This window comes from Massilibacillus massiliensis (assembly GCF_900086705.1).
Taxonomy (GTDB): Bacteria; Bacillota; Negativicutes; order FLKF01; family FLKF01; genus Massilibacillus; species Massilibacillus massiliensis.
This window is the reverse complement of sequence record NZ_LT575483.1, coordinates 3,123,618-3,136,760: the sequence shown is the minus strand read 5'-3', so window position 1 is coordinate 3,136,760 and position 13,143 is coordinate 3,123,618. Positions and strand designations below refer to the sequence as shown.

The following is a 13,143-nucleotide window of genomic DNA, read 5'->3' as shown; positions in this document are numbered from 1 at the left end:
AAATATGTTCCGTATAAAAAAAAGACCGACTTACATTTACAAATCCGTTTTTATTTACGCGAAGTGCGTTCACGGATTGTTGTAAGTCGGTCATTTTCTTTTAACGTACTAGATTTTTTGGTGAACCAGCAATAAAACTCTTTAAATTATCAACGGCTATATCCATAAGTCTTTGCCTTGATTCTTTCGGTGCCCAAGAAATATGCGGTGTGATGATGCAATTTTTTAATCCAAGCAATGGATTGTCGCCTTGGATCGGTTCTGTCGATACGACATCCAAAGCCGCCATTGCTACTTTGCCGCTTTTCAGCGCTTCAGCTAAATCAGCTTCGACAATCAACGGGCCGCGTGAATTATTGATAATCATTACACCATCCTTCATTTTACTAATATTGGTGCGATTGATCATACCTTTCGTTTCTTCAAATAACGGACAATGTAAGCTAATCACATCTGCTGATTTAAAAATCTCATCCAGGTCTGCATACTGCAGTACAGCACTTTCTAGCTCTGCAATTTTGTGCTTATCAAATGCCAGTACTTTCATCCCTAAAGCTTGTGCAATTCTGCCTACAGCTTGACCAATTCGCCCAAAGCCAACAATGCCAATCGTCTTTCCAGCTAGCTCAATCAACGGATAATTCCAAAAACACCAATCTGCATTATGTTCCCAGTCACCTTTATGCACAGCACGATTATGTTCTCCGACATGGTGACACATTTCCAATAACAAAGCAATCGCCATCTGTGCTACTGAATCTGTTCCATATGTAGGAATATTGGTAACTGCAATATTTTTTGCCTTTGCCGCTTCTACATCTACAACATTGTATCCAGTTGCCAAAACACCAATAAACTTAAGGTTTGGTGCTGCATCAATCACCGCTTTAGGCAAAGGCGTTTTATTGGTGTACACGACCTCAGCATCCCCGATTCTTTGGGTAATCAGCTCTAAATTTGTGGTATCATATGCTGTTCGTTCATACACAACGGTTTCACATAATGCTTCCAGTGTCCCCCATGACAAATCCCCCGGATTCAATGCATATCCATCCAAAACAACCGCTTTCATCTTACTCCTCCTTTTAATATAATAGAATATTCAGATAAATAATGTTTCTACAAATTTTTTGTTCAGCTTACTACTTACGTTAAAGTAAACACTCTGTCATAAGTAGTAAGCAATTTTTATTTGCCCTATTTGAACATGAGTTTTCCCCAATCCTCAATAGAAGCCTCTACGGCTAATTCAGCCAGCGCACGATCATCTTTCTCCATCGCAGCCAATATTTTTTCATGCGATGAACTGGAAGTAAAGGTAAAATAAATTTGATTTTTCATACTCTCTTTAATATATGGTTTAAAATACTCTAAAACAAATAAGTAAATTTTCTCAATCAACCTATTTTTTGCTATTTTCGCGAGAATATAGTGAAACTTTAAATCACATTCCAATAACGCATTGAGATCTTCCTCACTCATGTTTTCCTGTGCATGTTTCAAGCTTCTTAATTCAAGGTTACATTCCTTTAATACTGCAATATCTTGCTCGGTTTGATTGCGTATCGCAAGGCGAACAATATACTTTTCCAGCATAAGTCTAAGTTCTTTTAACTCCTCGAATGCCGGCTGCGATAAAATAAAACTGAATAATAAAGGATCAAAAATAACCTTCCCCTCGAAGTCTTTTGTTACATACGTTCCATCTCCGCGTTTTATTTCTATAATGCCAAAGGCTGCTAAAATTTTCATAGCCTCACGAATAGAACCTCTGCTAACTGATAAGAGTTTCGCCAGTTCCATTTCCGAAGGCAGTTTCTCGCCCGGCATAATTTGCTGTGCCAATAATGAATCTTTTATGTTATTGATCACATAATTTACGGAAGACTCCCGTTCCTTTGGTTCAAATATGCTTGCCAAATTTCCCTTTCTATCCTTTTCTTCCATAGACAATGCTCCCTTACCAAATTTTCTGCATACCTAATAGTTCATTATAACATCAACATTTTTTGCATGCAATGAATCAAGCGTAAGGAAACACACGCAACGAGAAAAAACACTGCAAACTTTTCTACTTTTTATTTGGATGTAACATCGCTTGAATACTTGCATCCAAAACATCATCTTCCCAAATTTTCTTCCAATCTTCTCGAAGCACCAACTGATTTCCTAGTTCAATTGCCACCATACAGGCATCCGATACTTTTGCATTTAATTTTCCTAAGAAATTTGCACTTAAATTATAGATATGACCCGAAAGGAAGGATTCTGCAGCCGCCCTAGGTATTCCACGCCGTTCTGCCTCTTTTACTGTTTCAGCCATAGCATAAAGTGTCGTAGCACCTAAAATTTCCACAAGTGTCGGTTCTAAAAAAGCTATGTCTCTGACACTCATCACATAACTATGCAGGACTGGTGCAAACATAATCTCACCAATTTTTCTCGCTTTGGCAAAATTGTCATCATCGCCTTGGATTTTTGCCATAACGATATCTTGTTTTCCTGCAACTCCGCCAAAATAATCCTGTCGTGCTTCCGGTGTATCTTGATCGAGAAAATAAGATGGATGGCATGGATGCACCACAACAAATGTACAATCATCGCGCAAAGCCAATTCTTTCGCGACTGCAGCCGCTGGATCCAAAATCATTAACGTAGTATTTGGTGTCATTAATTCGACAATATCTTTTGAAACTACCTGAATCAAGGTATCTGGAACAGCTAAAATAATGACATCACTCTTTGGTACAGCTTCCTTACTATCCGTAACAGAAAAACCGCGTTCTTGAATGCCCTTCACACCTTGCGGAGAGTTTTCACATAAATGCATTGTAATCTCCGTTGCATGTTTCGCTAAATTATTACTCACCCGTGTTCCCATTTTTCCGCCTGCACCAATTACACTTACTACAATTTTTTCACACATGTTTTAGCCTCTTTTCCTTCATTTTTTTAACAGCACAAACGATATCTTGTACAGACATACCATATTGATCTAAAATTTCTTCGGCACCGCCACTGCTAGGGAAGATATCCTGCAGCCCCACTCTTTCAATCAATGCAGGATAATATGTACTGCTGACTTTTGAGATCGCATCAGCCAAACCGCCAATCACATTATGATCCTCTACGGTAACAGCTGTTTTACAATCTTCTAAAACTTTGGCAATCCCCTTTTCATCTAAAGGTTTTAAGGTTGGTACATCAACTAAAGTCACATTGATATCTTCTTCATGCAAAATGCGTGCAGCTTCTATCGCCCGATTTAAAATAAATCCATTAGCAAATAAAGCAACATCATTACCATATTTTTTTAACACGCGAATTTTGCCGACTTCAAATGGCGTTTCTGCATCATATACCGTATGCTCACGTCCACTGCCGCCACGAATATATACTGGGCCATCAATCTTCGCTGCCGCCTTAATCGCATGATACATTTGATGCGCATCTGCCGGAACTAGAACTGTAATATTCGGAATAGATCGCATAATCGCAAGATCTTCAAAAAATTGATGCGTTACCCCTTCTTTTTCTCCGGTAAAGATACCGCCATTTATCCCAACTATTTTTACATTCAAATTCGGATAAGCAACGAAAGTACGAACTTGTTCGCAAGCGCGCATCGTAAGAAATCCTGCATACGTACCGATAAAAGGCATAAGTCCGGCACTTGCTAATCCCGCTGATACACCGACTGCATTTTGTTCTGCAATTCCGACTTCAATATAGCGCTCCGGATATGTATCCGCAAAGGAAGTTGCACGCATCGCCTTAAGCGAATCCGCCGAAACAAATACTACTTTTTCACTCTCTTTTGCCAAATCTTCTATTGCCCGTGTGAAAGCCTCTCTGGTTCCTTTATATTCAGCCATATTATTGTCCCCCCAATACCTTGATCGCTTCTGACATCTGCTCATCTGTAGGCACTCTTTTATGCCAGGAATTATCATTTTCCATAAACGACAGTCCCTTGCCTTTGATCGTCTTTGCAATAATCATAGATGGCTTCTCTGTACTTTGTTTCGCTTTTTCAATCGCTTGCAGAATTTGCGAAAAATCATGTCCATCGATCACCTGACAATCCCAGTTAAACGCTTGCCATTTCGGCAAAATTGGTAATATTCCACTTACTTCTTCTAAGCTGCCGCCACTTTGCCAGCCATTATGATCAATAAAAGCAATCAGATTATTTAATTTATATCTGCTCGCACACATTGCAGCTTCCCATACCAAACCTTCTTGCAGTTCTCCATCTCCCATAGCGACATAAGTATAATAAGATTTTTTTTGATATTTGGCTGCAATTGCCATGCCCACCGCCATAGATAAACCATTTCCTAAAGAACCGGATGTGATATCAATTCCCGGCGTTTTATTCATATCCGGATGCCCCTGCAGCATACAACCAGTTTTTCGTAAACCGCTTAATTCATCAGTTGAAAAATATCCCAAATGCGCTAATACTGCATATAGCGCAGGACAGGCATGACCTTTTGATAGAATAAATCGATCCCGATCTTCCCACCTAGGACGCTTGGGGTCAATCTGCATTTCTTTAAAATACAATGCAGTCATAATATCTGTGATCGAGAAAGCGGGCCCCGGATGTCCATCTTTTGCTTCATAAACCATTTTCATCACATCGAGTCTGATTCGATTTGCGATGCCTTGCAATTCCTCTATACTTCTTTCTGCATGCATGAATTTACTCACTTCCTATTCTCTTATTTTCACAATCTTTTTGACCTTAAATCCTTTAAATCAGCCAAACATCTGATGTTTAATGTTTGATGTAATATTAGCATGAATTTTCTGACTATGCAATACTATTTCCTTAAAAACTTTATCGAAATATTCTAAAAATTCTATTGACTTTCACTTTGAGATAAAATATACTAGCTTTAGTTTAACATCCGATGTCTAATGTTTGATGGTTTTGTCTATTTGGTATCTCCCGTTCAAAATTTGATTTGTTTCCCAATCTTATTACAACAGTAAAGGAGACTATCCCATGCTAGAAAAAGAAAATTCCATTAACGAAAAACAGGTAATTCATAAATTACAACTACGGTTAATCCCTTTTCTCTTTATTCTCTATATCATATCCATGATGGACCGCGTCAATATCAGTTTCGCAGCCCTTGAAATGAACCATGCACTCAACATATCCTCCACAGCTTTCGGCGTCATTGCCGGGATTTTTTTTATTGCGTATTTCTTTTTTGAAGTTCCCAGTAATGTAATGATGCATAAAATAGGCTGTCGCGTCTGGATCGCACGTATTTTAATTACGTGGGGACTTGTTACGATTGGAACCGGATTTATACATACCGCAACACAGTTAGGCATTATGCGCGTCTTGCTCGGTATTGCTGAAGCCGGCTTTTATCCAGGTATGATCTTATATATGACACTTTGGTTTCCTTCCAAGTATATGGGCAAAACACTGGCCTTCTTTATGACCGGTATGGCGCTAAACAATATCATTACAGCACCACTGTCGACTTGGATTATGGATAATGTTCAACTTTGGGGACTTGAAGGCTGGCGCTGGATGTTTATTGTCGAGGGTATACCTGCAGTTGCCTTTGGGATTATAACATTATTTTATCTTGTAGACCGCCCTGAGCAGGCTAAATTTTTAACACCCGAAGAAAAATCTTGGCTAATTGGCCAGCTAGAACTGGAACGCCAAGCGAAAGAGAAAAAAACCAATGCTTCGATGTGGGAAATATTGAAAAATGGACGTGTCTGGCATTTGTCCATCATATGGTTTGGTTATGTCTGCGCAATGTATGGACTCAGCATGTGGATGCCGCAGTTAATCAAATCACTTGGGCAAACTTTATCCAATACAAGCGTGGGATTAATATCAACCATTCCTTATTTTATCGGTGTAATTGCAATGATTACTGTTGCCAGAAGTTCGGATAAAACCATGGAACGCCGTTATCACATTGGTTTGCCGATCGCGATTTCAGCAATTGGTCTCTTTGCTTTAACAATGACACAAGATATTGTATGGAGTCTATTTTGGATTACATTCAGTACTGCCGGAATTTATGGATTCGCCGGAAGCTATTGGACTTTACCAAGTTCATTTTTGTCTGAAGCCACAGCTGCCGTGGGCATTGCTTTAATCAATTCTATCGGAAATCTTGGCGGCTTTGTTGGACCTTATGCGGTTGGCTATTTAAAAGATTTAACCGGATCGATCAATTACAGCATGTATGTCTTAGCTGGATTTGCAATTCTAGCCGGTGTATTAACGATATTAATTCCTAAGAAATTGATTAAAATTGATGCAATTGAAGAATCGCCAAACAATTTAGATACTACAAGCTCCGTTCATAGTTCGTATAATTAAATTGCCGTAAATAGATACTGCAATTTATAAAAACTCTGAATGCGCCATGCGCCCTATAGGTGTCCTTTTGTCATTGCCACAAACGGACCAAAAAGGCTAGGCCACAAACCTCGAAAATACTTGAAAAATAACCGACTTACTAAAATCCGTAAACTCACTTTCGTTCAGACAAACGGATTTCTTAACGTAAGTCGGTTATTTTTCATCCTTCGGAACGTATTTTTCCGGAAAAGGCCAGGCACGAACAAAGGCTGCCGCATTTTCAATGCGACAGCCCCTTATAATTTATAGAATATCCTTATTTTAAAGTAAGACTAAGTCAATGATGATAATCGAACTGAATTTTTACTACTTCATAAACATTTTAATATCTTCATCTGGAGTGGTGATACCGCCGATTCCAAAATTCTCAACGAGAACTTTTGCAACGTTTGGTGATAGGAATCCAGGTAAAGTTGGCCCAAGATGAATATTTTTTACACCGAGATACAATAACGCTAAGAGAACGATAACTGCTTTTTGTTCATACCAAGCAATATTATAGGAAATTGGCAGATCATTTACATCCTCTAGACCAAATACTTCTTTTAATTTTAGTGCAATTACAGCTAAGGAGTAAGAGTCATTACATTGTCCGGCATCTAATACGCGAGGAATTCCGCCAATATCGCCTAATTCGAGTTTATTGTAACGATATTTTGCACAGCCTGCGGTCAAGATTACTGTATCTTTCGGTAATTTTTGTGCAAATTCCGCATAATAATCTCTGCTCTTCATTCGTCCATCACAGCCAGCCATGACGAAGAAACGTTTAATCGCACCACTTTTCACTGCATCTACTACTTTATCAGCAAGTGCCAATACTTGATTGTGGGCAAAACCACCGACAATTTCACCTTCTTCTAAACTGCTAGGTGGTGGACATTGTTTTGCATGCGCAATGATTGCAGAAAAATCCTTTGGTTTGCCATTTTTACGTTCATCAATTTTTTTAAGGCCTGTGAACCCAACGACACCGGTTACATACACACGATCTTTATAGCTGTCCTTCGGTGGCACCAGACAATTTGTCGTCATAAGAATTGGACCATTAAAGGTTGCAAATTCTTTATCTTGCAGCCACCAAGCATTTCCGTAATTGCCGGCAAAATGCGAATACTTTTTGAATGCCGGATAATAATGTGCCGGCAGCATTTCACCATGCGTATACACGTCTACACCAGTATCTTTTGTTTGTTCAAGTAATTCTTCTAGATCTTTTAAATCGTGACCGCTAATTAGAATACCAGGATTATTTCTTACGCCGATATTCACTTTGGTAATTTCGGGATTTCCATAAGTTGTTGTATTTGCTTTATCGAGTAAAGCCATAACATCAACACCATATTTACCGCATTCTAGCACAAGTGCTGTAAGTTCTTCGGCACTCAATTGATCATCAAGTGTAGCTGCAAGTGCTTTTTGCATAAACGCAAAAAGAGCATCTTCTTTATAGCCTAGTGTAAACGCATGTTCAGCATAAGCAGCCATTCCTTTCACCCCATAGGTAAGCAATTCACGCAGTGAACGAACATCCTCATTTTCTGTTGCTAAAATACCAACCACAGCAGCCTTTTCTTCAAAAGCAGCTTCCGTATTTGCAAACCATTGTGTACTGTCATGCGCAGGCGTTTGCTCATTTCCGCTTGCACCAAGCCAGCCAGTTAATTTCTGCCATACAGATTTTGTATTTTCATCGGCACTATCCATCTTTCTTCCAGCTTGAATTAATGCAGCTTTCACTTCTTCTCTTATTTCCAATGCTTCTTGAATTAATCCCACAAAATATGCTTTATCAAAATTCGCATTGGTAATTGTAGCAAATAAACCTTCCATAATAAATTTATCTGCCTTTGGTGTTGCAATTCCAGCTTGACGTGCTTCCATTGTATATACTGAAATTCCCTTAAGGGTATAAATGAGTAAATCTTGAAGATTTGCTACATCAGCAGTTTTTCCGCATACACCACGCATCGTACAGCCAGTACCTTTCGCAGTTTCTTGACATTGATAACAAAACATTGACATATTCAAGAGCCCTCCTATTGCTAAAATCATTTGATTGTATTTTAACAGAAAGGAGGGCTCTTGCCTGTGACCGGCATCACATCACAATATTTTCTTTGTTTTTGTACATTTGTTCATTTAATTCTTGTCTATTCCAAGCTTATTGCACTAACAGGACATTGATCTCTTGCATCTTCCGCACTTTCAAACAAGTCATTTGTAATCTCTTTATCTAGACCAATCGCTTTTCCATCATCATCATCCATTGCAAAAATCTCCGGACAAATACCCGGACACATCCCACAACCAATACAAATTTCCTTATCAACAAAACCTTTCATATACTTTTCCTCCAAAATTATATTTTCTTTAGCATTTAGAACTGTTCATCATAAATCAAACTACTAAGAAAATTTTTATCTGCTCACTTTATTAAAATTAGCATATTTTGTAGATTTTATACCTAAAAACACTTTCATTTTCTTGTTGTATTCGTTCAAAATTATATGCAGGATTTACTTCATGAATAAAAGCTTGTATCCAATTTTGATAAAATTCCATCATCAAGGCAGAATCCGCACCAGCACGTTTCCAGTTTGGTGCTTGCAGACAAGTATCACTCTCCCAAATAAGTTCTTCCTCGGTCGAGGACACGATCATATCACCTTGATCACAAGGCATTCCATTTAAGTAAAAATCATTGAGTATTTTATATAGTCCTGATGCATTGCTTACATCTTGCTTACCAGCATCTTTTGCCGCCTTGCCAATCATTTTTCCATGCTGAATAAAGCTTTCCTTTATTAAATCCTGCGCAGCGCACGTTGCAAGCAATTCTTTGATAAATGCAGCTTCCCTAGATTCAGCCAGTTGAATCTGCCGATGCAGCCAACCATGAATATTATCATGATCAATTAAATCGCTAAGCTCCGTATCTGGTAATGGCGCACCATAGGTTTGCCATACGGTTTCTCTGAGTTCCTCAGCTGTAGAACCGCATAATTCCGATGCCTTCTCAAAAATATAGGCTTCTCTTTGGTTGACGATTTTAATTTTTCCATATAACCAATAATGAATTGGACCAATAAATGCACTCATGCTCTTTCTCCTTCTTGACACGTTTTATTTAATTCACTTACTAACTCTTTTACGTCGATTCCATGAATATCCGCAGCTTTTTTTAGTGCTTCACCTGTAGCGGATGGACAGCCTAGACATCCCATCCCAAAATTACGAAGTATAGGAATCGTTTGCGGATATACGCGAATAATATCCGCAACAATACTCTCATCATCAATTTGATCACCAACGGCCAATTTGCATTCTGCATCATTGCTAGCTTGTAAATGCGTCGCTTCTTGCTTAATGAAAGCAGCTGCTGGGGTTTCGACGATTGTTTCATTGTTGAATTCTGTCATAATATCCTGTTTAAATTTATCAAAACCAATCCGTTCTATAAACTGACCGATTCGTTCTATCTCGGCATTTTTTTGATAGTATTTTACAATGATATCTACCACTTTCAGTACATCATCACTCGTTAAGCCTGTAATTAATTGATCCGCAATCCGAGGATGAGAACCAGCACTGCCGCCAACATAGACATCCCATCCTTCATCGGTACCAACGACCCCAATATCTTTAATCACACTTTCTGAGCAGGAATTTGGACATCCCGAAACACCTATTTTCATCCGGGATGGCATTTCTTTTTTTATGTATCTGCGATCAAGCTCCAACCCCAATTTAACGCTGTCTTGCTTGCCACGTTTGCAGAAAGCAATACCCGGACAAATTTTCACACTGCGTACGCAGTTGGCAAAACCGATGGCTGGTTTCATTCCAAGTTCGTCCCAGATCGATTCAATATCTTCTGCATTTAGCCCGGTAATCATAATACGCTGGGCTGAAGTCAACTTTAAGATTCCATTATATTTCCGAGCAATATAAGCATATTTCTCCAAAACTTCCGGTTTAACAAATCCACCAGGCAGATGCGGCGTAACTGCATATGTTCTTCTTCCATTATGAATTTTTTGTAAATTAGCGCCTTTAGGTAACATGCGTTTTCCTCCTATCACGTACACTGTTCAACTTTTAATCTTATATTACACTTTTTTTTATTGCACGACTATGATCTACATCACGCTAAATAAAAAAACTGGGGATCGCATTTTAATGCGGCAACCCCAGCGTTTTAGCACCTGACTTTTCCGAAAAAAGATGTTCCAGAGTATCCACAAAGAATTAAATTTCATAATATTGACGTAAACTCTGCAAATCAAGAATGATCAATCTTCGCTCATCCCAATCCAAAATCTTTTCTTTCTTCATTGCACTAAAGATCCGACTGACGGTTTCCCTTGTCGTGCCAGCGAGATTTGCAACATCCTGCCGCGTAAAATCAAGGTCAATTTCCATCCCCAGATCACTTTTCTTTCCATATCGATAAGCCAAAGTTTCCACTGCTTGCGCAACCTTTGCATAACTATCAGAAAAAGCTAAAGACTTGACTTTCTGCTGAATAAACAACAACTTTTTACTCATCGCCTGAATGATATTCATTGCAACATTCGGGTGATTGATAATGACATGCTCCAATTCACTATTACGTATCATACCTACACAGGATTCTTCCATCGCAATTGCAGTAGCTGGATAGGGCCCTTGATTAAACAACAGCACTTCAGCAAAAATATCACTTGGCCCCAAAATATTAATGATATGTTCTCGCCCATCTGCCGCTAATTTAATCACTTTAATTTTTCCGGTTTTGACATAATGGAACCCTGCACCAGCGTCTCCTTCCCGAAAAATCGCTTCATTTTTTTTATACTTCCGTTCAAGGGTTACCTGATTAATGATTGCTAGGTCTTCCGGCGGCAACTCTTCAAATACTGGAACATTTCTCAAATACGCAAAATTCAATGTGCAACCCTCCTCTAAATTATTTTTATTATAACAAAATATCAAAAAAACTTCTATGTACCTTCAAAGCATGAATTTATTCTGCTTGAAAATAAAACATGGTATGACCCTCGCTGAAAAGGTCATACCATGTTTTATTTTTATTACAGCATATCAAGTTAATCCATAATTCGCTTTTCGCCTGTAATCTCTTGTATCGGTTTGATATCTTGTGTTACCTCTAACACGCCAGCAAAATTTCCAGCCTTGTCTTTTACTGCGAAATAACGAATATATACATATTTATTCCCCATTTTAATCCAAAAGTCTTCATGATCTTTTTTGCCGTTTTTGAAATCTTCTACAATCTTTTCTACTACATGAACACTTGCCGGCGGATGACAATTTTCAACCTTTCGACCAATGATTGTCCGCGTCCGAGGAAAGATTCTTTCTTTTGTGGCAGAGAAAAATTTTACTACCCCATGTTTATCAACATAAGTAATATCCACAGGGAGATGTCGATAAATCAACTCAATCTCTTCGGGAGACAAAATACCCGTATCAAATTTAATATTCCCCGTTTTATGTTCATCAGTCGTATTTACAATATCTTTATTTACATTTACTCTTGACGGCTTCCAACTTTGCTTTGGTTCAACCAAGCAAAATCCGATTTCATCACTATCTGATAAAACTTGATACCACTCATCTTCCGAAAGCGTTTCCATTGCCATTGGTAAAAATATTTTTTCTTCTTTGAAAATCATTTCTTCGATTTGCTTTGATGCTTCTTCTAATTTTTCTACAAACTTCTGTTTCGTTGTGGGCTGATAACTTACTGCCATATTTTTTGCCTCTTTTAAGAGCTTTCTGATTTCGTCATCCACCCCCCACATTACTTTAGGCGGACCGGTAATCTCATACTTTTCTAAAAACGGAAAAATTAAATCTTCTTTGCGGCGATAATGCTTATCCACATCCCACAATAAATTTAATTTTTCAGCAAGCTGCAAAACAATGGATTTTTCATCGCTGTCTGTTGCTTGTTGCAGCTGCTTGATCAGCGGCTTGACTTCCTCTATTAACGCCTGTAAAGCCTCATTTTCCGCCATAAAAATTTCCACTGGATGTCCCGGTTCTGCAGATAACGCAGGATTTTGTTCCAATGCATCGCGAAAAACCTCTGCATGCACATCGCATAATCGCTGGACTTCTTCCACCGGTAAACCGTCATGAATTAATCCCTGTTCAACAAGTGACAGTTCTGCAGGATCCAAATCTTTTGCAATCGCATTAAATTTTGCCTTAACATCTTGTACCGATTTTCCCTCGTGCAACTCTAAAATAATTTGTTTCAAAGCTTTTTGCCGATATTCCCGATTATTAATTAATTCACTCATATGTACCTCCTCAATCCAAACGATAAAATTTTGTCTTATACTATAGTTATCGTAATTATTGTGGATCTGACTAAAGGATTTTATTCTAAACTTTTATGAAAAATTAGACTTATTTTAAATAGATCCTCTATTCCTTTCTTTTTAACTTGTAAATTGTCATAAAATATTTACCATACATCATCTTCTGCTTTATTACATATCTCAATTCTCAGCCGTAAACACTATATCTGGGAGGTGTTTTTATGAAACAAGCACAATCTAAAAATGCATCGCAAAAACAAAATAAAAAACAACGAAGCGACAAAGAAAAGAAGCAAGATGTTAAAAATGCCGCATTTATTGCTGGCATGGATCAACCAAATCATCCAAACACTTAAAAAACAGGAGTACTTTGCTCATGGTGAGCAAAGTACTCCT

General features: G+C 38.3%; 13 protein-coding genes. 2 read left to right on the top strand and 11 right to left on the bottom strand.

Translation table 11 applies throughout. The features are described from left to right. Nucleotides 1-100 precede the first annotated feature (100 nt). From BN6559_RS15010 to BN6559_RS14990, 5 genes are all read right to left on the bottom strand, one after another. Nucleotides 101-1,072, bottom strand: a complete 972-nt coding sequence (locus tag BN6559_RS15010; RefSeq protein WP_110955479.1) for a D-2-hydroxyacid dehydrogenase — start codon at nt 1,070-1,072, stop codon at nt 101-103. A gap of 125 nt (nt 1,073-1,197) precedes the next feature. Further along, nucleotides 1,198-1,947, bottom strand: coding sequence for a FadR/GntR family transcriptional regulator (locus tag BN6559_RS15005; protein ID WP_110955478.1), 750 nt, complete (start codon nt 1,945-1,947; stop codon nt 1,198-1,200). Nucleotides 1,948-2,071: 124 nt separating this feature from the next. Then, nucleotides 2,072-2,926: a phosphogluconate dehydrogenase C-terminal domain-containing protein gene (locus BN6559_RS15000; protein ID WP_110955477.1), complete on the bottom strand. Its 855-nt coding sequence runs from the start codon at nt 2,924-2,926 to the stop codon at nt 2,072-2,074. Further along, complete coding sequence (locus tag BN6559_RS14995; protein WP_110955476.1) at nt 2,919-3,875, bottom strand: transketolase family protein; 957 nt, start codon at nt 3,873-3,875, stop codon at nt 2,919-2,921. The genes BN6559_RS15000 and BN6559_RS14995 overlap by 8 nt, the downstream gene beginning before the upstream one ends. A gap of 1 nt (nt 3,876) precedes the next feature. Next, nucleotides 3,877-4,704: a transketolase gene (locus BN6559_RS14990; protein ID WP_110955475.1), complete on the bottom strand. Its 828-nt coding sequence runs from the start codon at nt 4,702-4,704 to the stop codon at nt 3,877-3,879. A gap of 310 nt (nt 4,705-5,014) precedes the next feature. On the opposite strand from BN6559_RS14990, the gene BN6559_RS14985 reads away from it, so the two are divergent. Continuing rightward, a complete protein-coding gene (locus BN6559_RS14985; protein WP_110955474.1) occupies nt 5,015-6,370 on the top strand; it encodes an MFS transporter in 1,356 nt (451 codons plus the stop codon). A 348-nt stretch (nt 6,371-6,718) separates the two neighbouring features. Here the strand turns inward: BN6559_RS14985 and hcp are convergent, their stop codons facing one another. The 6 genes from hcp to BN6559_RS14955 form a co-directional block, all read right to left on the bottom strand. Then, nucleotides 6,719-8,437 carry a hydroxylamine reductase gene (hcp, locus tag BN6559_RS14980; protein ID WP_110955473.1) on the bottom strand — a complete coding sequence of 573 codons (1,719 nt, stop codon included), beginning with the start codon at nt 8,435-8,437 and terminating at the stop codon, nt 6,719-6,721. Nucleotides 8,438-8,565: 128 nt separating this feature from the next. Further along, nucleotides 8,566-8,757: a ferredoxin gene (locus BN6559_RS14975; protein WP_110955472.1), complete on the bottom strand. Its 192-nt coding sequence runs from the start codon at nt 8,755-8,757 to the stop codon at nt 8,566-8,568. A gap of 97 nt (nt 8,758-8,854) precedes the next feature. After that, nucleotides 8,855-9,514: a hypothetical protein gene (locus tag BN6559_RS14970; RefSeq protein WP_110955471.1), complete on the bottom strand. Its 660-nt coding sequence runs from the start codon at nt 9,512-9,514 to the stop codon at nt 8,855-8,857. Further along, entirely contained in the window at nt 9,511-10,479 is a 969-nt protein-coding gene (locus BN6559_RS14965) for a DUF1858 domain-containing protein (RefSeq protein ID WP_110955470.1), read from the bottom strand. The genes BN6559_RS14970 and BN6559_RS14965 overlap by 4 nt, the downstream gene beginning before the upstream one ends. Nucleotides 10,480-10,663: 184 nt before the next feature. Further along, complete coding sequence (locus BN6559_RS14960) at nt 10,664-11,344, bottom strand: Crp/Fnr family transcriptional regulator (RefSeq protein ID WP_110955469.1); 681 nt, start codon at nt 11,342-11,344, stop codon at nt 10,664-10,666. Nucleotides 11,345-11,502: 158 nt separating this feature from the next. Beyond that, complete coding sequence (locus tag BN6559_RS14955; RefSeq protein ID WP_110955468.1) at nt 11,503-12,726, bottom strand: DUF438 domain-containing protein; 1,224 nt, start codon at nt 12,724-12,726, stop codon at nt 11,503-11,505. A 242-nt stretch (nt 12,727-12,968) separates the two neighbouring features. On the opposite strand from BN6559_RS14955, the gene BN6559_RS19680 reads away from it, so the two are divergent. Then, nucleotides 12,969-13,103 carry a hypothetical protein gene (locus BN6559_RS19680; RefSeq protein WP_267886711.1) on the top strand — a complete coding sequence of 45 codons (135 nt, stop codon included), beginning with the start codon at nt 12,969-12,971 and terminating at the stop codon, nt 13,101-13,103. The last annotated feature ends 40 nt before the right edge of the window (nt 13,104-13,143 follow it).

Excerpts from the sequence above, each read along its gene's own strand:
- BN6559_RS14975 (WP_110955472.1), bottom strand. The coding sequence starts at position 8,757 with ATGAAAGGTTTTGTTGATAAGGAAATTTGTATTGGTTGTGGGATGTGT.
- BN6559_RS15010 (WP_110955479.1), bottom strand. The coding sequence starts at position 1,072 with ATGAAAGCGGTTGTTTTGGATGGATATGCATTGAATCCGGGGGATTTG.
- BN6559_RS15005 (WP_110955478.1), bottom strand. The coding sequence starts at position 1,947 with ATGGAAGAAAAGGATAGAAAGGGAAATTTGGCAAGCATATTTGAACCA.
- BN6559_RS19680 (WP_267886711.1), top strand. The coding sequence starts at position 12,969 with ATGAAACAAGCACAATCTAAAAATGCATCGCAAAAACAAAATAAAAAA.
- BN6559_RS14955 (WP_110955468.1), bottom strand. The coding sequence starts at position 12,726 with ATGAGTGAATTAATTAATAATCGGGAATATCGGCAAAAAGCTTTGAAA.
- hcp (WP_110955473.1), bottom strand. The coding sequence starts at position 8,437 with ATGTCAATGTTTTGTTATCAATGTCAAGAAACTGCGAAAGGTACTGGC.
- BN6559_RS15000 (WP_110955477.1), bottom strand. The coding sequence starts at position 2,926 with ATGTGTGAAAAAATTGTAGTAAGTGTAATTGGTGCAGGCGGAAAAATG.
- BN6559_RS14995 (WP_110955476.1), bottom strand. The coding sequence starts at position 3,875 with ATGGCTGAATATAAAGGAACCAGAGAGGCTTTCACACGGGCAATAGAA.
- BN6559_RS14985 (WP_110955474.1), top strand. The coding sequence starts at position 5,015 with ATGCTAGAAAAAGAAAATTCCATTAACGAAAAACAGGTAATTCATAAA.
- BN6559_RS14990 (WP_110955475.1), bottom strand. The coding sequence starts at position 4,704 with ATGCATGCAGAAAGAAGTATAGAGGAATTGCAAGGCATCGCAAATCGA.
- BN6559_RS14970 (WP_110955471.1), bottom strand. The coding sequence starts at position 9,514 with ATGAGTGCATTTATTGGTCCAATTCATTATTGGTTATATGGAAAAATT.
- BN6559_RS14965 (WP_110955470.1), bottom strand. The coding sequence starts at position 10,479 with ATGTTACCTAAAGGCGCTAATTTACAAAAAATTCATAATGGAAGAAGA.